The sequence below is a fragment of the Bacillus sp. SG20033 genome (assembly GCF_044570195.1).
Lineage (GTDB): Bacteria > Bacillota > Bacilli > Bacillales > Bacillaceae > Bacillus > Bacillus subtilis.
In genome coordinates, this window is sequence record NZ_CP172606.1 from 3,278,632 (window position 1) to 3,299,890 (window position 21,259).

General features: G+C 44.5%; 20 protein-coding genes. 16 read left to right on the plus strand and 4 right to left on the minus strand.

Annotated elements, in window-relative coordinates:
* Positions 1-56 precede the first annotated feature (56 nt).
* Complete coding sequence (gene kinB / locus ACFVP7_RS17365) at positions 57-1,343, plus strand: sporulation sensor histidine kinase KinB (protein ID WP_375060241.1); 1,287 nt, start codon at positions 57-59, stop codon at positions 1,341-1,343.
* A 45-nt stretch (positions 1,344-1,388) separates the two neighbouring features.
* The gene (gene kapB / locus ACFVP7_RS17370; protein WP_336156412.1) at positions 1,389-1,775 is read left to right on the plus strand and encodes a kinase-associated lipoprotein KapB; all 387 of its coding nucleotides are present in this window, start codon (positions 1,389-1,391) and stop codon (positions 1,773-1,775) included.
* A gap of 26 nt (positions 1,776-1,801) precedes the next feature.
* Here kapB and kapD read toward each other — a convergent pair whose 3' ends face one another.
* A complete protein-coding gene (gene kapD / locus ACFVP7_RS17375; RefSeq protein WP_014480688.1) occupies positions 1,802-2,419 on the minus strand; it encodes a 3'-5' exonuclease KapD in 618 nt (205 codons plus the stop codon).
* 75 nt (positions 2,420-2,494) lie between these two features.
* On the minus strand, positions 2,495-2,698 hold the full coding sequence (locus ACFVP7_RS17380) for a hypothetical protein (RefSeq protein ID WP_003243502.1): 204 nt from the start codon (positions 2,696-2,698) through the stop codon (positions 2,495-2,497).
* Here ACFVP7_RS17380 and ACFVP7_RS17385 point away from each other — a divergent pair.
* The 3 genes from ACFVP7_RS17385 (at position 2,601) to ACFVP7_RS17395 (ending at position 6,210) form a co-directional block, all read left to right on the plus strand.
* Entirely contained in the window at positions 2,601-3,809 is a 1,209-nt protein-coding gene (locus ACFVP7_RS17385; protein ID WP_396583268.1) for a multidrug efflux MFS transporter, read from the plus strand. The genes ACFVP7_RS17380 and ACFVP7_RS17385 overlap by 98 nt on opposite strands.
* Positions 3,810-3,901: 92 nt before the next feature.
* Positions 3,902-5,776, plus strand: a complete 1,875-nt coding sequence (locus tag ACFVP7_RS17390) for a transglycosylase domain-containing protein (RefSeq protein ID WP_216995468.1) — start codon at positions 3,902-3,904, stop codon at positions 5,774-5,776.
* Positions 5,777-5,796: 20 nt separating this feature from the next.
* Complete coding sequence (locus ACFVP7_RS17395) at positions 5,797-6,210, plus strand: thiol-disulfide oxidoreductase DCC family protein (protein ID WP_015384506.1); 414 nt, start codon at positions 5,797-5,799, stop codon at positions 6,208-6,210.
* Positions 6,211-6,433: 223 nt separating this feature from the next.
* On the opposite strand, the gene ACFVP7_RS17400 is transcribed toward ACFVP7_RS17395, so the two are convergent.
* Complete coding sequence (locus ACFVP7_RS17400) at positions 6,434-6,991, minus strand: YufK family protein (RefSeq protein WP_003228837.1); 558 nt, start codon at positions 6,989-6,991, stop codon at positions 6,434-6,436.
* Positions 6,992-7,168: 177 nt separating this feature from the next.
* Here ACFVP7_RS17400 and maeL point away from each other — a divergent pair, with 177 nt between their 5' ends.
* The 7 genes from maeL to maeN all read left to right on the plus strand — a co-directional run bounded on the left by maeL (position 7,169) and on the right by maeN (position 16,131).
* Complete coding sequence (maeL, locus tag ACFVP7_RS17405; protein ID WP_338730750.1) at positions 7,169-8,770, plus strand: two-component system sensor histidine kinase MaeL; 1,602 nt, start codon at positions 7,169-7,171, stop codon at positions 8,768-8,770.
* Positions 8,763-9,470 (plus strand): two-component system response regulator MaeM, encoded by a 708-nt coding sequence (gene maeM, locus ACFVP7_RS17410; RefSeq protein ID WP_014477821.1) that lies wholly within the window; start codon positions 8,763-8,765, stop codon positions 9,468-9,470. Before maeL ends, maeM begins: the two co-directional genes overlap by 8 nt.
* Positions 9,471-9,943: 473 nt before the next feature.
* Entirely contained in the window at positions 9,944-11,023 is a 1,080-nt protein-coding gene (gene nupN / locus ACFVP7_RS17415) for a guanosine ABC transporter substrate-binding protein NupN (RefSeq protein WP_015384509.1), read from the plus strand.
* 75 nt (positions 11,024-11,098) lie between these two features.
* A complete protein-coding gene (gene nupO / locus ACFVP7_RS17420; RefSeq protein ID WP_338730751.1) occupies positions 11,099-12,631 on the plus strand; it encodes a guanosine ABC transporter ATP-binding protein NupO in 1,533 nt (510 codons plus the stop codon).
* Positions 12,624-13,670, plus strand: a complete 1,047-nt coding sequence (gene nupP / locus ACFVP7_RS17425; RefSeq protein ID WP_338730752.1) for a guanosine ABC transporter permease NupP — start codon at positions 12,624-12,626, stop codon at positions 13,668-13,670. The genes nupO and nupP overlap by 8 nt, the downstream gene beginning before the upstream one ends.
* A complete protein-coding gene (gene nupQ, locus ACFVP7_RS17430) occupies positions 13,671-14,630 on the plus strand; it encodes a guanosine ABC transporter permease NupQ (protein WP_014480697.1) in 960 nt (319 codons plus the stop codon).
* A gap of 154 nt (positions 14,631-14,784) precedes the next feature.
* Entirely contained in the window at positions 14,785-16,131 is a 1,347-nt protein-coding gene (gene maeN / locus ACFVP7_RS17435; protein WP_003244241.1) for a sodium/malate symporter MaeN, read from the plus strand.
* Between the two features lie 35 nt (positions 16,132-16,166).
* Here maeN and ACFVP7_RS17440 read toward each other — a convergent pair whose 3' ends face one another.
* Positions 16,167-16,382, minus strand: a complete 216-nt coding sequence (locus ACFVP7_RS17440) for a hypothetical protein (RefSeq protein ID WP_015251336.1) — start codon at positions 16,380-16,382, stop codon at positions 16,167-16,169.
* 230 nt (positions 16,383-16,612) lie between these two features.
* On the opposite strand from ACFVP7_RS17440, the gene ACFVP7_RS17445 reads away from it, so the two are divergent.
* From ACFVP7_RS17445 to ACFVP7_RS17460, 4 genes are read left to right on the plus strand one after another with little or no spacing between them, the layout of a single operon-like run.
* Complete coding sequence (locus ACFVP7_RS17445) at positions 16,613-19,018, plus strand: Na+/H+ antiporter subunit A (RefSeq protein ID WP_396582569.1); 2,406 nt, start codon at positions 16,613-16,615, stop codon at positions 19,016-19,018.
* On the plus strand, positions 19,011-19,442 hold the full coding sequence (locus ACFVP7_RS17450) for a Na(+)/H(+) antiporter subunit B (RefSeq protein WP_003228819.1): 432 nt from the start codon (positions 19,011-19,013) through the stop codon (positions 19,440-19,442). Before ACFVP7_RS17445 ends, ACFVP7_RS17450 begins: the two co-directional genes overlap by 8 nt.
* Complete coding sequence (locus tag ACFVP7_RS17455; RefSeq protein ID WP_003220730.1) at positions 19,442-19,783, plus strand: Na(+)/H(+) antiporter subunit C; 342 nt, start codon at positions 19,442-19,444, stop codon at positions 19,781-19,783. The genes ACFVP7_RS17450 and ACFVP7_RS17455 overlap by 1 nt, the downstream gene beginning before the upstream one ends.
* A complete protein-coding gene (locus ACFVP7_RS17460) occupies positions 19,776-21,257 on the plus strand; it encodes a Na+/H+ antiporter subunit D (protein WP_338730754.1) in 1,482 nt (493 codons plus the stop codon). The genes ACFVP7_RS17455 and ACFVP7_RS17460 overlap by 8 nt, the downstream gene beginning before the upstream one ends.
* The last annotated feature ends 2 nt before the right edge of the window (positions 21,258-21,259 follow it).

The following is a 21,259-nucleotide window of genomic DNA, read 5'->3' on the forward strand; positions in this document are numbered from 1 at the left end:
TTCTAATATTTAGTGTTATAATAGATTCATATTTTATACGAAAGGATTTCACACGAATGGAAATTCTAAAAGACTATCTTCTGCATATCTGCTTTATTTTGTTTCCTATTCTTCTTTACCAAGTGTTTTGGCTTGGAAAACCTGCGATTCTTGTGCCAAAAATAAACAGCGGTTTGGTCACGCTCTTCGCCTGCGGCGCCTCCGTTTTATGCATTATTTTCCCGATTCATGAAATGGACTACATACAATACGGCCTTCAGATGATTCCCGTTATCATTTGTTTATTTTACATTAGTACCGCTTCCGGACTTACAGTCGCCGCATCTGTCCTATGTTTTGAACTGCTTTTTTACGAACCTTCCGCAATATTTGTTTTCACTTTGCTGCCTTTTCTTATCATTATCCCAATCTTATTTCAGAAAAAATGGCCATTCATGTCCAAAGCGAAAAAACTGCTGCTGTCTTTATTGATCAGCTGCGTGGAGATTTTCCTATTTTTCGCCTCAAGCTGGATTCTTTCCGCCTTGAATATTTTAAATTTTCAAAAATCAGGAATTTTCGTTTACGAGGCGGCAATCTCAGGGCTTTTCCGCTCCAGTGTTCTTCTATTAAGCATCTATATTATCGAAAGCATCGCCGAAAATATCGCCCTGCGCTCACAGCTTATCCATTCTGAAAAAATGACGATTGTGAGTGAACTGGCAGCGAGCGTCGCTCATGAGGTCAGGAATCCGCTGACAGTTGTCCGCGGGTTTGTCCAGCTGCTTTTTAATGACGAAACCCTACAAAACAAGTCGAGTGCGGATTACAAAAAGCTTGTACTGTCAGAGCTTGACCGGGCGCAAGGCATTATTACAAACTATCTCGATATGGCCAAACAGCAATTATACGAAAAAGAGGTTTTTGACCTATCAGCCCTTATCAAAGAGACAAGCTCCCTTATGGTGTCGTACGCCAATTACAAGTCAGTAACCGTCGAGGCTGAAACAGAACCGGACCTTTTGATATACGGAGACGCAACAAAGCTGAAGCAGGCTGTCATCAACCTGATGAAAAACAGTATTGAAGCGGTTCCTCACGGGAAGGGGATGATCCACATATCAGCCAAAAGAAACGGCCATACGATCATGATTAACATCACTGACAATGGGGTCGGGATGACAGACCATCAAATGCAAAAACTCGGCGAACCTTATTATTCCTTAAAAACGAACGGAACGGGACTCGGCCTCACCGTAACCTTTTCCATTATTGAACATCATCACGGGACCATTTCATTTAACAGCAGCTTCCAAAAAGGCACTACGGTGACCATTAAGCTTCCCGCTGATCTTCCTCACTAGCAAATCTATTGGAACTTTAATAGAATGAATGCGAGGTGATGACAGATGAGCACGTTTGAGACAGGCTCTATCGTTAAAGGATTTTACAAAACAGGTGTATACATAGGAGAAATCACGGCTTGCAGGCCGCAGCACTATTTAGTGAAAGTGAAAGCGGTTCTTACCCATCCCTCTCAAGGAGACCTTCATCATCCAAAACAGGCGGATGTGCCATTTTTCCATGAGAGAAAAGCGCTCGCATATGGTGAACAGACCAATATCCCCCACCATATGGTGAAGCCTTATGACGGTGAAGTGCCGGATTATACCGAATCTCTGCGGGAGGCGACAGCACAGCTGAGAGCCAAATTGAATGAGGATGGTTCGGAGTGGGCAAAACGCTCCCTTCATAATCTGGACATTTTAGAAAAAGAATATTTTAACCTGCCATAACCCAGTCTGACAAAAGATTGGGTTTTTCACGTCGCGCGCTTGAACAGTTCGGTTAAATCGATTCTTTCGCCGATTGTGGGCGGTTTTGGCTTTTCGAGATACTGCTTATCCTGCTCAACAAGCTTAAAAAGTTTATATGCTGTGAGAGCATCATCAAGCGCTTTATGATGGGTGCCGGTTCCGGAATCTCCATACTCTTCGGCAGCTTTCCATAAACCCGTCAATGTCCGGTCTCCAAAAAAGTTTTTGTATTCAAGCGATAAATCTCTCATTTCTCCCTTAAACGGGAAAGGGATATGGTTAAACATACAGTTTTGTTTCAGCACTTTCATATCCATGTTTCCCCACGTAATAATTGTGCTGTTTTTCTCAGGATCCAGCTCGTTTAGTTTACGGATGAAATCCTCGAATCTCATTCCTTCGTCAACCTGTTTTTGGGTTATTTTTAAAAATGATTTGCAGCGTTTCGTAAGCTTCGGGAACTTTTTCGGTCTAACATAGCTAGAAAACGTCTCAACCACTTCATCATCAATCGACTTTACAATCCCGGCTTCAATGATTTCCGGGAAGAAGTTTTGAGGACTGTACTTTCCATCGGGCATTGTAAATTCGAAATCAATAATGAGTAAGCTGTTTGTCGTCACCTTTTTACACCTGCCTTTCCTCCGATCAGAAAATGCTATCTTTATAGTATATCAATTCCCCTTCTCGACATTTCTTCATTTTCTAAAAATAATGAATTTTCCCAGCCGCTTCGTTTCTTTTAAATTGTGAATCGTTTCTTTATAATTAGTAAGGAACCCGAAATAATAAGAAGGTGATGTTATTTCTATCCGTAAGAAAAACTTTGTCATTGTGTGGCTGGCGAACTTTTTTGTCTCCGCTAGCACAACGATGATCGTTCCTTTTCTCTCCTTATACATTGAGACGCTCAGCTCTTTTTCAAACGGCTTTGTGCAAAGGTGGAGCGGCTATGTGTTCGGCATTACATTTCTCATGGCGTTTTTGGTATCCCCGTTTTGGGGACGGTTCGGAGACAAACGCGGATACAAGAAAATCCTTATGGCAACCGGAACGGGCATTGCCCTCAGCATTTTCTTCATAGGCTTTGTTACATCGGTGTACCAATTGTTTTTTCTGCGTATGGCAATGGGTCTTGTAACCGGATTCATCCCGACATCTCTTGCGATGATTTCGGCACAGACTCCGAAGAGCTCAGCCGGCAAAACACTTGGCACGCTGCAAATGGGGCAAGTGTCCGGAAGCTTGTTCGGCCCGCTTTTGGGAGGCATGCTTGCTGATCATTTCGGCTTTACGTATACCTTTTTTATCACATCCTTTGTGATTTTCTCGTCTGTTCTTCTCGTGTTATTTGGTGTCAAAGAAAAGCCTCTTGCAGAGAAAACAGCCAAACGTACGTCATACTCGAGAAAAGAAGTGCTCTCCTATATTTTTCACCATCCGGCGCTGTGGGTCATGATGCTGTTAACCATGCTGATTCAAACAGGCAATTTCAGTATCCAGCCCCTGCTCGCTTTATATGTAAATGAGCTGCACGGGCCTGTCAATCTTGCCTTTTTCTCCGGCATGGCATTTTCAGCAACGGGGCTCGGAAGTTTGCTGCTGGCTAGAAAATGGGGTGATCTGGGCGACCGCTACGGCCACCGCCGCATTTTAATCGGACTTTTGCTCGCCGCCTCTTTCTTTTTTATTCCGCAGGCGCTCGCGTCCTCACTCAGCGTGCTCCTTGTTTTCAGATTTTTATTCGGAATGGCGATGGGCGGTTTGCTGCCATGCATTACGGCAGCGATCCGCGTTCAGGCTCCCGGCAGCATTCAGGGTGAAGTTCTCGGCTACAATGTCAGCTTTCGCTTTTTAGGAAACGTGCTCGGGCCTCTGCTCGGCGGAATCATATCGAGCCATTTTACCATTTCGGCCACCTTTTACGTCACGGCGTTTCTCTTTTTCGCCGGCGCCTGCATGCTTTGGATCATGCAGAAACTTCGGAAAGATTCTTATGCCAAAGCAAGCTGATTCCGAGAAAAAACTGAGGAATCTTCTAAATTTAACCTTCTCGTAATCTCAAAAGAATGGTACGATATGGCTAGAATTTAGGAGAAAAGAGAGTGACCATGTTACGAAAAATAATCGGATGGATTTTGCTCCTTTGCATAATCCCATTGTTTGCATTTACAGTTATCGCTTCCGGAAAAGAAGTAAAACAAATGAAGTCCCTGGATCAGGTGCTTGATAAAAATATTGATCTGAAAGATATCAGCCTTGTTCAGAACAGCTACATGTATGACAGGGACGGCTCCCTTGTCTCGGAAATCGTTAGCGACCACGAAAACCGTGTGCTCGTTCCATTTAACAAGATTCCCGAGGAAGTCAAACAGATTTTCTTAACATCTGAGGACCGCCATTTTTACGAGCATAAAGGCTTTGACTTTATGGGAATGGTGCGGGCTACTGCTTCTAACGTAAAAGACAAGAAAATTGACCAGGGTGCCAGCACCATCACACAGCAGCTTTCAAGAAACTTGTATTTGAGCCACGAACGCTCCTTCAGCCGCAAGCTGACAGAGCTCGCGTATTCCTATCAGCTGGAGAAAAAATATACAAAAAATGAAATTCTTGAAGCTTACTTAAATACCATTTATTTCAACAATGGTGTTTACGGCGTCGGTTCAGCGGCTCAATTCTATTTCAGCAAACCGCTGAAATCTCTCACAGTGGGAGAAATGGCTTTTATCTGTGCTATACCTAATAACCCTACATTATATGATCCTCTCAAGCATTTTGACTACACGAAAAGCCGTCAAGAACGTTTGCTTAAAGGGCTAAAAGATGCCGGGGTCATTACGGACAAAGAGCTGAAAAAAGCCGTAAAACAAAAAATCAAACTGGATGTTGAAAAAAGAGAAGACAAATATCCTGACTACGTTTCCTACGTCAATGATGAATTCACTCAGCTGGTGTCTGAATCAGAAGGCTTTGATAAACGCCTTCAAAAAGCGTCAGGAAAACAAAAAGAAAAGATCGAGAACGAGCTGTCCGCAAGAGTCAGCACGCTGATGAAAGACGGAGTGAAAATTTATACTGCACTTGATCCGTACATGCAAAATCAAGTTGTGGCACAAATGAATTCCAAGCTCCCGTATGCGGACGTACAGGGCGGAGCGGCTGTGATTAATCACCAGACGCATCAAATCATCGCTCTATCCGGCGGGAAAAACTATCAAAAATATGACTTTAACCGCGCCTACCAGGCGTACAGGCAGCCGGGGTCATCCATTAAGCCGCTTCTTGATTACGGCCCTTATATTGAACAGACCGGCGCGACAGCAAGCAGCACCATTGATGCCAGCAAGTTTTGCAGCAAAGACTACTGTCCGCAAAACTACAATAACCGCACTTACGGCACAGTGACGCTTGATACGGCGTTTAAAAATTCATATAATACCCCGGCTATTAGAATGCTCGACCGCGTCGGCATCCAAAAGGCATTCAGTTATATTGAGCCGTATCATTTTGCCAAACTTGTCGACAGTGACTATCTTCTTCCGGCGGCGCTTGGCGGATTTACAAACGGCATGACGCCTCTTGAGATGACAAAGGCTTATACGACATTCGGCAACAGCGGAAGCTATACGCCGAGCCATGCGATTACAAAGGTGACAGACCTAAAAGGAAAAACGCTTTATAAATGGAATGATAAAGCGACTCAAATATTCAGCGTCCGCACGAACATGCAGCTGAAAAAACTGATGTCTTCCGTTGTGAAAAGCGGAACAGGGAAAAAAGCATATTTCAATGCGCCTTACATCGGCGGTAAAACCGGAACATCAAATGATTATCACGATATGTGGTTTGTCGGCCTGACTGATACGTATACAATGGGTGTCTGGGTCGGAAAGGACACACCGACCAGCGTTGAATATCTTCACAGCATCAGCCCTCAGCTTTCCATCTGGAAAGGAACGCTGCAAGCGGCTTATTAAAGGATCGGAGGGGATATGGGATGACTTCAGAACAAATTCCAAATCGCGTTTTGCTGTTTGACGGTGTATGCAATTTATGCAATGGCGCCGTGCAATTTATCATTAAACGTGATCCGGACGGATTGATTTCTTTCACATCGCTGCAGTCGGAAACAGGACAGAGCCTGCTGAAAAAAAGCGGGCTTCCGACTGATCGGTTTGACAGCTTTGTCTTTATTGAAGACGGCCAAGTGTACACAAAGTCAACTGCAGCCATTAAGGTTTTCAGGCATCTGCGAGGCCCATGGCGGCTCTTCGTCCTGTTTTTCGCAGTGCCGAAGCCTGTCAGAGATATGGTCTATTCTTTCATTGCCAACAACCGCTATAAGTGGTTTGGCAAAAAAAATGAATGTATGCTCCCCTCCCCTTCTATTAAAAAAAGATTTTTACCGTAAATAAAAAATGGCTAGAAAGCTAGCCATCACAGATTGTTGACAAAATCCTAAAACGGCTTCGTTTTAGGATTTTGTCATCTTTTCAGCATGATTGAAAACTTTTGAAGTCGATGAAGAGCGAGCATTGGATGTAAAACGGCGGAAACCAGAGAATCTAGCCGCCGTTTTATTGCGTATAGAGCACGAAGCGCAAATCTGACCACCAAACGCTGAAATGGCTAGCTTACACAGGTAAGCTAGCCATTATGCTATTATAAAGCTTGATAAATATGAACAGAATACCGATAACAAAGGTAAACCAAAACAGCAGTTCCAATAGAATGAATCCAACTAATGACATGAGAGAAAGCGTCGAATAAATCCGGTATACGGTAAACACAAAGTAAGCGAGCGTGACGACCGCAAACCAGATCACAATCCAAATGACATTTTGCAAGAGCACAAAGGATAAAATCCCGCCGCCCAAATAAATCATGGAACCCATTCTGAGTTTTTTCAGGTTGTTCCCTTCCGGATCATTAGCAAAAAACAGCAATGACAGCTCGGTCACGGTATTTGCAATTAATTTCAGAGCGGACAGAACCATAAAATATAAAAGTGCAAAGGCAGCAAATAACGCAAGCCTGATTCCTTTCTCTGAAAAATAATCGAGCATTCCATCATACATTCCAAATGAAGACAGCATCTTCAACGCATAAAGTGAAGTTGAGATGGATAAGGACGAACTAAAAAGCAGGATCGCAATCAGCGGAAAATATCCTGTCAAATAAGTATTTTTCATATAAAAAAGTCCCTTTCTATAATCTACCTCATTTATTATGGAGGACTTAAAACACATTGACAAGATAAATTATTCCATTTTTTCTCCTTTTTACGAATTACGGTCCCAAATCTTCACAAAGCAGCATTTTGAGAGTAAAGTAGTACGCAGGAATCATAAAACGTAAGGAAGTTTTATATGAAAAAAACATTAAAACTGCAAACCAGACTCACCATATTTGTTTGTATCGTTGTATTAATCGCATTGCTCATTACGTTTTTTACAGTCGGTGCCCAAACCACCAAACGAATTAGAGATCAGGAAAAGGCCACTGCGCTGCAGACTGCTGAAATGGTAGCTGAGGCGCCGATGACAGCCGCTGCTTTAGAAAACGGAAAAAAACAAAAGGAACTGCAGAGCTACACAAAGCGGGTTCAGAAAATTACCGGCACGGAATTTGTTGTCGTCATGGATATGAACGGTATCCGCAAAACTCATCCCGACCCGAGCAAAATCGGAAAAAAATTCAGAGGCGGTGATGAGTCCGAGGTATTAAAAGGGCATGTCCATATCAGCACAGCCTCTGGCACGCTCGGGAAATCGCAGAGAGCGTTCGTCCCTGTCTACGCGGAGAATGGAAAACAAGTCGGTGCAGTCGCGGTCGGCATCACCGTAAATGAAATTGATGAAGTGATCAGCCATAGCTTACGGCCGCTTTACTTTATTATTTGCGTCAGCATCTTCGTCGGTGTGATCGGAGCCGTTATCGTCGCCCGTACGGTGAAAAATATCATGTACGGACTTGAACCTTATGAGATTGCGACTCTGCTTGAAGAACGGAGCGCGATGCTGGAATCGACGAAGGAAGGAATACTCGCTGTTGATGAACATGGCAAAATTAAACTTGCCAACGCGGAAGCAAAACGCCTATTCGTCAAAATAGGCATCAACACAAATCCCATTGATCAGGATGTAGATGACATCTTGCCGAAAAGCCGCTTGAAAAAGGTCATTGAGACAAAAAAACCTCTTCAAGACAGAGACGTCCGCATTAACGGGCTGGAGCTTGTGTTTAATGAAGTTCCTATCCAGCTGAAAGGACAAACTGTCGGAGCGATTGCAACATTCCGCGACAAGACCGAGGTAAAACATTTAGCTGAACAGCTTTCCGGTGTTAAAATGTATGCAAACGCACTGAGAGCGCAGTCTCATGAATTTATGAACAAACTGCATGTGATATTAGGTCTCGTCCAGCTGAAAGAGTATGATGATCTTGGAGATTATATTAAAGATATAGCCATACAGCAAAAATCAGAAACAAGTGAAATTATAAATGATGTCAAAAGCTCCGTACTGGCCGGTTTTCTGCTCGGAAAGCAAAGCTTTATACGTGAGCAGGGCGCAAATCTTGATATTGAATGCAACGGTGTCATCCCGAACGCGGCAGACCCTTCTGTCATCCATGAACTTATTACAATCATCGGAAATCTCATCAACAATGGCTTAGACGCCGTTGCCGATATGCCGAAAAAACAAATCACCATGTCCATGCGCTTCCATAACAGCATACTTGATATTGAAATTACCGATACTGGAGCAGGCATGTCCGAAGAAGACCAAGCCAAAGTATTTGAACAAGGCTATTCAACAAAGGGCAAAAACCGGGGATTCGGCCTTTATTTCACACAGCAAAGCATCGAAAATTTAAAAGGCCAAATGATCCTCACAAGCGAAAAGAATGAAGGAACGACATTCAGTATTCGCATCCCGTACGAACCGAAGGAGGAAAATCATGATTAATGTACTAATAGTTGAAGATGACCCCATGGTGGGTGAATTAAATAAACGATACTTAAGCCAAATAGATGGCTTTCAGCTGAAAGGCATCGCTTCTTCCTTTCAAAGCGCTCTGCATATTTTAGGCGAGCATCATATCGACCTCATTTTGCTTGATATTTATATGCCGGGAAAAAACGGGCTGGAACTGCTGACGGAATTGAGAGCCCAAAATGAAGCGGTTGACGTGATTGTCATCTCAGCGGCCAGCGAGCTTGACGTGATCAAGAAAACACTTCGGTACGGAGCTGTTGATTATTTAATCAAACCGTTTGAATTTGAACGATTCCAAACGGCTCTGTCTGATTACAGACGAAAACAAAAGGTGTATTCTACCCATCGCAACATGAGCCAAAAAGAACTGGACGCCGAGCTTTTTCAAAAGAAAGAAGCAACAGAAAAAGTGCAGCTTCCTAAAGGCCTGACAAAAAGCACGCTGAAGCTGATCTGGTCCAGTATCCAGTCATTTGAAAATGAATCTTTTACAACAGAAGACTTGGCAAAGCACACAGAAATCTCTCAAGTATCCATACGAAAATACTTAAAGTTTCTTGAAGATATACAGGTTCTGAATGTAGAAATGGCGTACGGAACGATCGGAAGACCAGTGTTTCAATACAACGTCAACAACAGTAACCTTAACGGAATAAAGCAATATCTATAAGAAAACGCACTGCTTGCTCTGAGCAGTGCGTTTTTCTGTCATATCTCTTGCTAAGATGCTTGATTCTATTGTTGATAAGTTATACAAGAATAACAAAGGGCCTTTCACATTTTTAAGTAAACAATTCTAAAAATAGATACTTTTTTAAAAAATTATGCGAAATTCTATTTATTTCTTATTAGTTAAATGATAAATTATGATTGGTTAGTTGATCCCGAAAAACTAAGTCATAAGTCTTACTTCAGAAAACGATGTCACGGTTTTCCGCCCGGAACGCCTTCCGCATCCTTCTCTTCCCCGCCTTTCGAAGGAAATACTCACACCACGCTTATTCAGGGAAGAATAGAACTGTCTCAGCGCATTCCATTTGTTATTATCAGAAAATTTTATCGATTCTAAGAAATTGTTCAGGACAGCCCATCACATGACTGGCCGGATCAGCTTTGAACCAAATTTTTCTGGGGGGTTATATCTTGAATAAACGAAAAATCGGATTGGCGATGTCACTTGTGATCGCAGCAGGCACCATATTAGGAGCATGCGGAAACAGCGAAAAAAGCAGCGGCTCAGGCGAAGGCAAAAACAAATTCAGTGTGGCGATGGTTACTGACGTAGGCGGAGTGGATGACAAATCCTTCAACCAATCAGCCTGGGAAGGCATCCAAGCCTTCGGGAAAGAGAATGGGCTGAAAAAAGGCAAAAACGGTTACGACTATCTTCAATCCAAATCAGATGCAGACTATACAACGAACTTAAATAAATTGGCGCGTGAGAATTTTGACTTAATTTACGGCGTCGGCTACTTAATGGAGGATTCAATCAGCGAAATTGCTGACCAGCGCAAAAATACAAACTTTGCGATTATAGATGCTGTTGTCGATAAAGACAACGTCGCAAGTATTACGTTTAAAGAGCAGGAAGGCTCATTTCTCGTCGGAGTGGCCGCAGCCCTATCAAGCAAATCAGGAAAAATCGGCTTTGTAGGCGGCATGGAATCAGAGTTAATCAAAAAATTCGAGGTCGGCTTCCGTGCCGGCGTGCAAGCAGTTAACCCTAAAGCCGTTGTAGAAGTGAAATACGCAGGAGGTTTCGATAAAGCCGATGTCGGCAAAGCAACCGCCGAAAGCATGTATAAATCAGGCGTAGATGTTATTTATCACTCTGCGGGCGCCACTGGCACAGGCGTCTTTACTGAAGCGAAAAACCTGAAGAAAGAAGATCCAAAACGCGATGTCTGGGTCATCGGTGTCGATAAAGACCAATACGCAGAAGGCCAGGTAGAAGGAACAGATGATAACGTCACCCTCACTTCCATGGTGAAAAAAGTAGATACAGTCGTTGAAGATGTAACGAAAAAAGCGAGTGACGGAAAGTTCCCGGGCGGCGAAACACTTACCTACGGGCTTGATCAAGACGGAGTCGGCATTTCTCCATCTAAACAAAATCTATCGGATGATGTGATCAAAGCGGTCGATAAATGGAAGAAAAAAATCATCGACGGATTGGAAGTCCCGGCAACTGAGAAAGAGCTGAAAACCTTCAAAGCTGAATAAGAATCGCAGGGATAAGGAGATCGAGCCCTTATCCCTTGTTTTTCTTTTATTTTGAAATAAAGGAGCGGTCAATCAATGGAATATGTCATTGAAATGCTCAATATCCGCAAGGCGTTTCCAGGTATCGTCGCCAATGACAATATCAATCTTCAAGTCAAAAAAGGCGAAATACACGCGTTGCTCGGTGAAAACGGAGCGGGGAAATCAACATTGATGAATGTCCTTTTCGGGCTGTATCAGCCGGAGCGGGGTGAAATTCGGGTGCGCGGCGAGAAGGTGCACATCAACAGCCCGAACAAAGCGAATGGCCTTGGAATTGGAATGGTGCACCAGCACTTTATGCTTGTTGACACCTTTACAGTTGCTGAAAATATTATTCTCGGGAAGGAGCCAAAGAAGTTTGGCAGAATTGACCGGAAGCGTGCTGGCCAAGAGGTGCAGGACATTTCCGATCGATACGGCCTGCAGATCCATCCTGAAGCAAAAGCAGCTGACATATCAGTCGGTATGCAGCAGCGCGCAGAAATATTAAAAACCCTCTACCGCGGTGCCGACATTCTGATTTTTGATGAACCGACGGCTGTTTTGACGCCTCATGAAATTAAGGAACTGATGCAAATTATGAAGAACCTGGTCAAAGAAGGGAAGTCCATCATCTTAATCACTCATAAGCTGAAAGAGATTATGGAGATTTGTGACCGCGTTACGGTTATCCGTAAAGGAAAAGGCATCAAAACCCTTGATGTCCGTGATACAAACCAAGACGAACTCGCCAGTCTAATGGTCGGCCGCGAGGTATCGTTCAAAACTGAAAAGAGAGCTGCTCAGCCGGGAGCAGAAGTGCTTGCGATTGACGGCATAACTGTAAAGGATACCCGCGGAATAGAGACAGTCAGAGATTTGTCTCTTTCTGTCAAAGCGGGAGAAATAGTCGGCATAGCAGGCGTCGACGGAAACGGGCAATCAGAGCTGATCGAAGCGGTGACAGGACTCCGCAAAACAGATTCAGGAACAATCACCTTAAACGGAAAACAGATCCAAAACCTGACGCCAAGAAAAATCACTGAATCCGGGATCGGGCATATTCCTCAGGATCGCCATAAACACGGTCTCGTCCTTGATTTTCCAATCGGAGAGAATATCCTGCTGCAAAGCTATTACAAAAAGCCGTATTCAGCATTGGGCGTTTTACATAAAGGCGAAATGTACAAAAAAGCACGCAGCCTGATCACTGAGTACGACGTCAGAACGCCGGATGAATATACACACGCTCGGGCATTGTCAGGCGGAAACCAGCAAAAAGCGATTATCGGGCGGGAAGTAGACCGAAATCCTGATTTATTAATTGCCGCCCAGCCGACTCGCGGCCTTGATGTCGGAGCGATTGAATTTGTCCATAAAAAGCTCATTGAGCAGCGTGATGCCGGGAAAGCCGTTCTTCTCCTCTCGTTTGAGCTTGAAGAAATTATGAATCTCAGTGACAGAATCGCCGTTATTTTTGAAGGACGCATTATCGCCAGCGTTAATCCGCAGGACACCACTGAACAGGAGCTTGGTCTCTTGATGGCAGGAAGCACGCAAAAGGAAGCGGGGAAAGCAAATGGTTAAACAACTCTCTCATTTACTCGTGCCGCTCATCGCAATCATCCTTGGTCTTGCGGCCGGCGCGTTGATTATGCTTGTGAGCGGCTACAGTGTGGCCAGCGGATATTCGGCTTTGTGGAATGGGATATTCGGAGAAATCTATTATGTCGGAGAAACAATCCGGCAAATTACGCCTTATATTTTATCCGGATTGGCTGTCGCCTTTGCATTCCGAACCGGACTCTTTAATATCGGCGTCGAGGGCCAGCTGCTCGTCGGCTGGACAGCAGCGGTTTGGGTCGGTACGGCGTTTGACGGACCGGCATATATTCACTTGCCGCTCGCATTGATTACAGCGGCAGCTGCAGGAGGATTATGGGGGTTTATTCCCGGCATTTTGAAAGCGCGATTTTACGTTCATGAAGTCATTGTCACCATTATGATGAATTATATCGCGCTGCACATGACCAATTACATCATTTCAAACGTCTTGACAGATCATCAGGACAAGACGGGGAAAATTCACGAATCCGCCTCCCTCCGCTCTCCTTTTCTTGAACAGATCACCGATTACTCACGGCTGCATTTGGGAATCATCGTTGCCCTTCTCGCAGCAGTTATCATGTGGTTTATCATCAACAAAACTACAAAGGGATTTGAGCTCCGGGCGGTCGGGTTTAACCAGCACGCTTCCCAGTATGCCGGCATGAGCGTGCGGAAGAATATCATGACCTCCATGCTTATCTCCGGCGCTTTTGCAGGCCTTGCCGGAGCCATGGAGGGCCTAGGAACATTCGAATACGCAGCAGTGAAAGGCGCATTTACCGGCGTAGGCTTTGACGGTATCGCTGTCGCTCTTCTCGGGGGAAACACAGCCGTCGGCGTTGTACTGGCAGCATGCCTGCTTGGCGGGCTGAAAATCGGCGCATTAAATATGCCGATTGAATCAGGCGTTCCATCAGAGGTCGTTGATATTGTGATTGCCATTATTATTCTGTTTGTGGCTTCAAGCTATGCGATTCGTTTCGTCATGGGCAAATTGAAGAAAAAGGGGGCGAACTAAGTGGACATTGTGCAGATTTTATCTATCATTGTCCCTGCCACACTCGTCTATGCGGCCCCGCTTATTTTAACTGCTCTCGGCGGCGTGTTTTCCGAGAGATCAGGTGTGGTGAATATCGGCTTAGAAGGCCTCATGATTATCGGGGCGTTCACCAGCGTGTTATTTAATTTATTTTTTGGTCCGGAATTAGGTGCCGCCGCACCTTGGCTTTCGCTCCTTGCCGCCATGGCAGCAGGCGCCCTGTTTTCACTGATTCACGCGGCAGCGGCGATTTCGTTTCGCGCCGACCAGACAGTCAGCGGTGTCGCCATTAACATGCTGGCGCTCGGGGCAACTTTATTCATCGTCAAACTGATCTACGGCAAAGCGCAGACAGACAAAATTCCAGAGCCTTTTTATAAGACGAAAATCCCCGGTTTGGGCGATATTCCCGTCTTGGGAAAGATCTTCTTTTCGGATGTCTATTATACGTCTATTCTTGCAATAGCACTTGCCTTTATTTCCTGGTTTATCTTGTTCAAAACGCCGTTCGGCCTTCGTATCCGTTCTGTCGGAGAGCATCCGATGGCGGCCGATACGATGGGAATCAACGTATATAAAATGCGCTACATCGGCGTGATGATCAGCGGATTGTTCGGCGGTCTCGGCGGCGGCGTATATGCCTCCACAATTGCGCTTGATTTCACGCACTCTACCATCTCCGGGCAAGGCTTTATCGCCCTGGCAGCGCTTGTATTCGGAAAATGGCATCCAATCGGAGCACTGGGGGCCGCCCTGTTTTTCGGATTCGCCCAAAGCTTAAGCATCATTGGATCGCTGCTCCCTCTTTTTAAAGACATACCAAATGTGTATATGCTGATGGCTCCTTATGTCTTAACGATTCTCGCTTTAACCGGCTTTATCGGGCGGGCAGATGCGCCAAAAGCCAATGGCGTGCCTTATATTAAAGGAAAAAGATAAAACATTCCCCCCTGGGAAGACGATTCTCAGGGATTTTTTTCTAATCCAAAAGACCCCCTTAATTTAATTGTTTATTAGTTTTTTAACTTAAAAAAATATGAAGTGTTAACGCTTTCTTGTAGACTGTAACAAACAATACATGGGGGTGTATGACATGGGAGCAATTCCAAAAACGGGGACAATTTCACCTGAGCAAAAAGACTCACAGGAGAAAAACCTGTTTCAAAAAATCTGGTCTTGGGAAATCGGTGTGATTCCTCTGCCATTATACACGGTATTAGCTGTTATTATTATTCTTGCAGCCTATTACAATGAGCTGCCGGCAAATATGCTTGGCGGGTTTGCCATCATTATGATTCTTGGTGTGTTTCTCGGAGACATAGGCCAACGCATACCGATATTGAAGGATATTGGCGGCCCTGCTATTTTATCTTTGTTTGTTCCTTCATTTTTAGTCTTTTACAATGTACTGAATTCAACATCTTTAGACGCTGTAACCAACTTGATGAAAACGTCTAACTTCCTTTATTTCTATATCGCTTGCCTTGTTGTGGGAAGTATCCTCGGTATGAACAGAATTGTTTTAATACAGGGGTTTATCAGAATGTTCGTTCCACTGGTTGCAGGAACGATCGCGGCCGTTGCAGCCGGCATCCTTGTCGGATTTATTTTTGGCTATAGTGCCTATGATTCCTTTTTCTTTGTTGTTGTCCCGATTATTGCCGGGGGAATAGGTGAAGGAATTTTGCCGCTTTCAATCGCCTATTCACAAATACTGGGCTCATCCGCTGATGTATTTGTGTCTCAGCTGGTCCCAGCCGCAATTATAGGAAACGTTTTTGCTATCATATGTGCAGCCTTAATGAAAAAGCTTGGCGATAAGCGTCCAGATCTAAATGGGAACGGACGTCTCGTAAAATCTAAAAAAGCAAATGAGATTTTCAATCAAAAAGAAGCCGAAGCAAAAATTGATTTTAAGCTAATGGGAGCAGGAGTTCTGCTCGCGTGTACATTCTTTATTTTTGGCGGGTTATTGGAGAAATTCATCTTCATCCCGGGCGCGATCTTAATGATTATTTCAGCTGCGGCTGTCAAGTATGCGAATATTCTTCCGAAAAAAATGGAGGAAGGCGCTTACCAGCTTTATAAGTTTATTTCTTCAAGCTTTACATGGCCGCTGATGGTCGGTCTCGGCATTCTCTTTATTCCGTTGGATGACGTAGCGTCTGTGATTTCTATTCCGTTTGTCATCATTTGTATTTCAGTTGTTATCGCGATGATTGGTTCTGGATATTTTGTAGGCAAGCTGATGAACATGTATCCGGTTGAATCCGCAATCGTTACCTGCTGCCACAGCGGCCTCGGCGGAACGGGTGATGTTGCCATTTTATCAGCATCAGGAAGAATGGGCCTTATGCCGTTCGCCCAAATTTCAACCCGTCTCGGCGGTGCAGGCACAGTTATTTGCGCGACAGTGTTGCTTCGTTTTTTCACTTCATAAACAGAAAGAGTTCCGTTTTATGCGGAACTCTTTTTTTATTTATTCACAATCCGAATATACTCTCGGGGACCAAACGGCAGATCCTTTGATTCCATCTCACTCATTCTGGCTGACAGGTGGTGCTCCAGTAAATACAGCTCCCACTCATCACTAGCCGCCACACCGCTACGCCCGTCATATTGATTCAACATGAATGCCCCTGCAAATACTGAGCAGAATAAACCTGAGCACATCACGACTTTTCTTTTCACATGACCAGCTCCTTTCCTTCAGCTTGATCAGGATTGATTTTAAATATACAAATAACCTCTTTTTTGTTAGACTTATTTTGAGGTCAAAAGAACTCATAAAAACCCATTACAGCAGTTCGAAGCGTGGCAGCTTGCAGAAAAGTGCGATATAATTTGGACTAGGTCGTTTGACCGTATATTTCATACATAGCGCATTTTTCAATTGAGAACGAGAAAAGGAGGTCTTATCTTTGCAGCTCTTACAACTTGCTATTTTATCGCCTTTTTTATTTGCTTTTATCATTCCCTTCTTGGCAAAATACGCAAAAAGAGTGCATACGGGCTGGTTTGTGTTGATCTTGCCCGTCTTGCTGTTTATATACTTTCTCCCAATGATCAGGATGACACAATCTGGAGAAACACTTCGATCGGTATTAGAGTGGATTCCGTCACTCGGCATTAACTTTACCGTTTATATAGACGGCCTCGGGTTATTATTCGCTTTACTGATCACAGGCATTGGCTCTTTGGTCACTCTTTACAGCATTTTTTATTTATCGAAAGAAAAAGAACAGCTTGGGCCCTTTTATGTCTACTTATTGATGTTCATGGGCGCCATGCTCGGCGTCGTTCTAGTAGACAATGTCATGGTTCTCTACATGTTCTGGGAGCTTACAAGCCTTTCATCCTTTTTGCTGATCGGCTATTGGTATAAGCGGGAAAAGTCGCGCTATGGCGCAGCCAAATCACTTTTGATTACGGTCAGCGGCGGGCTGTGCATGCTCGGCGGATTTATTCTCCTTTATTTGATAACGGATTCCTTCAGTATTAGAGAGATGGTTCATCAGGTTCAATTAATTGCCGGCCACGAATTGTTTATCCCGGCTATGATTCTCATTTTATTAGGGGCTTTTACGAAATCAGCGCAATTTCCTTTTTACATCTGGCTCCCTGACGCAATGGAAGCTCCGACGCCTGTCAGCGCTTATCTCCATTCAGCTACTATGGTAAAAGCCGGCATTTATGTGATTGCGAGATTCAGTCCTATTTTCGCCTTTTCAGCTCAGTGGTTCTGGATCGTGTCCCTCGTTGGCCTCTTTACAATGGTTTGGGGTTCATTCCATGCCGTGAAACAAACTGATTTAAAATCGATTTTGGCGTTTTCAACCGTCAGCCAGCTCGGCATGATCATCTCCATGCTCGGAGTCAGTGCTGCGGCCCTTCATTACGGCCATACAGAATATTATACAGTTGCCGCTATGGCTGCCATTTTCCATTTAATCAACCACGCAACCTTTAAAGGAAGCTTGTTTATGGCAGTCGGGATTATCGATCACGAAACAGGCACACGGGATATCCGGAAGCTAGGCGGCCTGATGGCAATTATGCCGATTACATTTACCATTTCCTTAATCGGGACATTTTCAATGGCCGGCCTACCGCCGTTTAACGGATTTTTGAGTAAAGAAATGTTTTTCACAAGCATGCTTCGCGTGACACATTTTGACCTGTTCAACGTGCAGACATGGGGCGTTCTGTTCCCTCTTTTCGCCTGGATCGGAAGTGTATTTACGTTTATCTACAGCATGAAATTGCTGTTTAAAACATTCAGAGGAAATTACCAGCCTGAGCAGCTTGAAAAACCGGCTCACGAGGCGCCTGTCGGCATGCTCGTACCACCGGTCATTCTTGTCGCTTTGGCTGTCAGTCTCTTCTTTTTCCCGAATATATTGTCGTACAGCTTGATAGAGCCTGCGATGAACTCAATCTATCCGACACTGCTTGACGGCCATGAGAAATTCCACGTTCACATTTCACAGTGGCATGGGGTTACAACGGAATTGCTCATGACTGCGGGTATTGTTGTGATCGGAACAATTGGTTATTTGTCGCTGAATAAGTGGAAGGGAATCTATAAACTGTTTCCCTCGAAACTCACACTCAACCGGTTATACGATAAGCTTTTGACTCTGATGGAGAAAGGCTCTTACCGGGTCACAAAACAATATATGACCGGGTTTTTAAGAGATTATTTGCTGTATATCTTCGCTGGTTTCATCATTCTGATAGGCGGAGCTTTTGCCATTAAAGGCGTATTTTCATTTAAAACGGAAGGCATGGCTAAAATCGGTGTATACGAAATCATTTTGACGCTTGTCATGATCAGCGCCACAGTGGCGACTGTTTTTGCTAGGTCAAGACTGACGGCGATCATTGCACTCGGCGTTGTCGGTTATACGCTTGCATTGTTTTTTGTCATTTTCAGAGCGCCGGACTTGGCATTGACTCAGCTCGTCATTGAAACGATTTCTGTGGCACTGTTTCTGCTTTGTTTCTACCATTTGCCGAAACTGAGGCTGAAAACAAAAACGCGAACGTTCCGGATGACGAATTTTATCATTTCTTTAGGCGTTGGTATTATCGTTACTCTGCTCGGTATCGCATCCTCAAGCCAGCGGACAAAAGACAGCATTGCGTCCTTCTTTGTCAAACACAGCCACGATCTCGGCGGAGGGGATAATGTCGTCAATGTCATTCTCGTTGATTTCAGGGGATTTGATACAATGTTTGAGATTACGGTATTAACGATAGCCGCTCTCGGCATTTACAGCATGATTAAAACAAAAGTAAAAGAGGAGGGGAAAAGCGGTGAATGAACAAAAAACAAATGACTTGATTCTTCAAACCGCGACAAAGCTTGTATCCTTTATCATTTTGCTTTTCTCTTTCTATTTATTTTTATCAGGGCATAACGCGCCCGGAGGAGGCTTTGTCGGCGGACTGATCACGTCCTCTTCCATCGTTCTCTTGCTCTTGGCATATGATTTAAAAACCGTGCGTTCCCTTTTGCCGGTCAATTTCATTTATGTCGCGGGAGCCGGCCTTCTGCTCGCTGTATTAACAGGCGTTGGCTCCTTTGTCTTCGGGGCTCCTTTTTTAACCCACACATTCGGATACTTTCAGCTGCCGATCCTTGGGAAAACGGAGCTCGCCACAGCGACGATATTTGATTTAGGCGTTTATCTTGTTGTCGTAGGCATAACGATGACCATTATTCAAACGATTGGAGAGGAAGAATAATGGAAATCTTAATGGCTGTATTAGCCGGTATTATTTTTATGGCTGCTACGTATTTGCTGCTGTCTAAAAGCCTGCTTCGCGTCATTATCGGAACAGCACTGTTAAGCCATGGCGTTCATTTAATGCTTTTGACTATGGGAGGATTAAAGAAAGGCGCCGCTCCGATTTTGAGCGAGCATGCCAAATCATTTGTCGATCCGCTTCCGCAAGCCCTGATTTTGACCGCAATTGTCATTTCTTTTGGCGTTACGTCATTCATCCTCGTCATGGCCTTTCGCGCTTATCAGGAATTGAAATCGGACGATATGGATCAAATGAGGGGAAATGATCAACATGAATAATTTTGTTATTTTGCCAATTCTGATCCCGCTTTTGTCGGCTATTCTTCTGATTTTCATGACGAAGAATCTTATGCTCATGAGAATCTTCAGCACGGCGGCATCGGCCATCGGGATTGTGATTAGCGGCATACTTGTACAGACTGTCTTCACAAAAGGTATCCAGACACTCAGCCTAGGCGGATGGAAAGCGCCGTACGGCATTGTGCTTGCCGCAGACCAATTCGCCAGCCTTCTCGTTCTCACAACAGCGGTCATCGGTTTATTGGTTGGGCTTTATTCCTTCCGTTCTGTCGGTGAAAAACGGGAGCGCTCCTTTTACTACTCCGGCGTTCAGTTCTTGCTTGCCGGCGTCAGCGGAGCGTTTTTAACAGGCGATTTATTTAATATGTACGTATTTTTTGAGCTTCTGCTTATTGCTTCCTATATGCTGATTGTATTAGGCGGCACAAAAATTCAGCTGCGGGAATCCCTTAAATATATTGTGTTTAATATCGTATCGTCTGCCCTGTTTGTCATAGGGGTCGGCTTTTTATACGCTGTAACCGGCACGTTAAACATGGCGGATCTTAGCGTGAAAATCAGCGAAACAGGACAAACCGGGCTGATCACTGTGATTGGTGTCCTGCTGCTTTTGGTATTTGGCATGAAAGGCGGAATCTTCCCCCTCTACTTTTGGCTTCCAGGCTCTTATTACGCGCCACCGGCAGCAATCTCCGCGTTGTTCGGCGCTTTGCTGACAAAAGTCGGGTTATATGCGATTGCAAGGGTTTTCACATTGATTTTTATTCACGATACAGCCTTTACCCATCAGCTGATGATTTGGCTGGCGGCGCTGACTGTGATTTTTGGTGTGATCGGTTCACTCGCTTATTCAAATGTCATGAAAATTGTGATCTATAACATTATTACCGCTGTCGGCGTGATTTTGTTCGGTGTGGCAGTACACACCCCCGCATCTATTCAGGGCGTGATCTACTATCTGATTCACGATATGCTGATTAAGGGCGCTTTGTTTATGCTGGCGGGTACGCTGATCGCATTGACTGGAACTGCGAACCTGCATAAAATGGGCGGGCTGATCAAACGCTATCCTGTTCTTGGATGGATGTTTTTCATTTCTGCTATTTCTCTTGCAGGCATTCCGCCACTGAGCGGATTTGTCGGCAAATTTAAAATTGCGGAGGGCGGCTTCGCAGAAGGTGAATTTACGATATCCATGCTGATTCTGCTTTCAAGTCTGCTCGTACTGTACTCTGTGCTGAGGATCTTTATACATGCGTTTTGGGGCGAAGAAAAAGAAACGCCAAAACCAAATCATCGAACAGCTAAAGGACTTCTTTATCCGGCAGCTATTTTTCTCTTGCTGTCTCTTCTCTTCGGGTTGGGTACAGAATGGGTGTCGCCTTACGTTGATCAAGCGGCCGAGACGCTGCTGAATCCGGAAAAATATATCGAAGCTGTTCTGAAGGAGTAGAT

Excerpts from the sequence above, each read along its gene's own strand:
- kinB (WP_375060241.1), top strand. The coding sequence starts at position 57 with ATGGAAATTCTAAAAGACTATCTTCTGCATATCTGCTTTATTTTGTTT.
- kapB (WP_336156412.1), top strand. The coding sequence starts at position 1,389 with ATGAGCACGTTTGAGACAGGCTCTATCGTTAAAGGATTTTACAAAACA.
- ACFVP7_RS17380 (WP_003243502.1), bottom strand. The coding sequence starts at position 2,698 with ATGTATAAGGAGAGAAAAGGAACGATCATCGTTGTGCTAGCGGAGACA.
- ACFVP7_RS17395 (WP_015384506.1), top strand. The coding sequence starts at position 5,797 with ATGACTTCAGAACAAATTCCAAATCGCGTTTTGCTGTTTGACGGTGTA.
- ACFVP7_RS17400 (WP_003228837.1), bottom strand. The coding sequence starts at position 6,991 with ATGAAAAATACTTATTTGACAGGATATTTTCCGCTGATTGCGATCCTG.
- maeL (WP_338730750.1), top strand. The coding sequence starts at position 7,169 with ATGAAAAAAACATTAAAACTGCAAACCAGACTCACCATATTTGTTTGT.
- maeM (WP_014477821.1), top strand. The coding sequence starts at position 8,763 with ATGATTAATGTACTAATAGTTGAAGATGACCCCATGGTGGGTGAATTA.
- nupO (WP_338730751.1), top strand. The coding sequence starts at position 11,099 with ATGGAATATGTCATTGAAATGCTCAATATCCGCAAGGCGTTTCCAGGT.
- nupP (WP_338730752.1), top strand. The coding sequence starts at position 12,624 with ATGGTTAAACAACTCTCTCATTTACTCGTGCCGCTCATCGCAATCATC.
- maeN (WP_003244241.1), top strand. The coding sequence starts at position 14,785 with ATGGGAGCAATTCCAAAAACGGGGACAATTTCACCTGAGCAAAAAGAC.
- ACFVP7_RS17455 (WP_003220730.1), top strand. The coding sequence starts at position 19,442 with ATGGAAATCTTAATGGCTGTATTAGCCGGTATTATTTTTATGGCTGCT.
- ACFVP7_RS17460 (WP_338730754.1), top strand. The coding sequence starts at position 19,776 with ATGAATAATTTTGTTATTTTGCCAATTCTGATCCCGCTTTTGTCGGCT.